General features: G+C 47.2%; 1 protein-coding gene. It reads left to right on the top strand.

What is annotated here, in order from left to right; all coding sequences use genetic code 11:
• On the top strand, window positions 1-271 hold a 271-nt coding region (locus AAEZ03_RS27455; RefSeq protein WP_350583015.1), incomplete at both ends, for a hypothetical protein.

The following is a 271-nucleotide window of genomic DNA, read 5'->3' as shown; positions in this document are numbered from 1 at the left end:
CGTGGATGCGTTACTGAGCAGCAACGACAACAAAGATGAACGGATTAAATTACTTGAACGTGAACACCGCATTATTACCCAGCTAAACACCTCGCACCGCAAGCAACTGGCCGAGCTTGAATCGGCATTAAACCACAAACTAGCACGAGCTGATCAGCTAAGGACATCACACCATGAGCCAACTAAAACATGGGCTAATACTGATTTGCCTGATGATGCTGTGCAGCTGCTCAAGCAAACCGATTGTGAAAGTGGTGACACACACCAACAC

It is taken from the genome of Pseudomonas sp. HY2-MNA-CIBAN-0224 (assembly GCF_040310285.1).
GTDB classification, from domain to species: Bacteria; Pseudomonadota; Gammaproteobacteria; order Pseudomonadales; family Pseudomonadaceae; genus Aquipseudomonas; species Aquipseudomonas helleri.
Note: the sequence above shows the minus strand (reverse complement) of the source record. Positions and strands in the feature narration are given on the sequence as shown.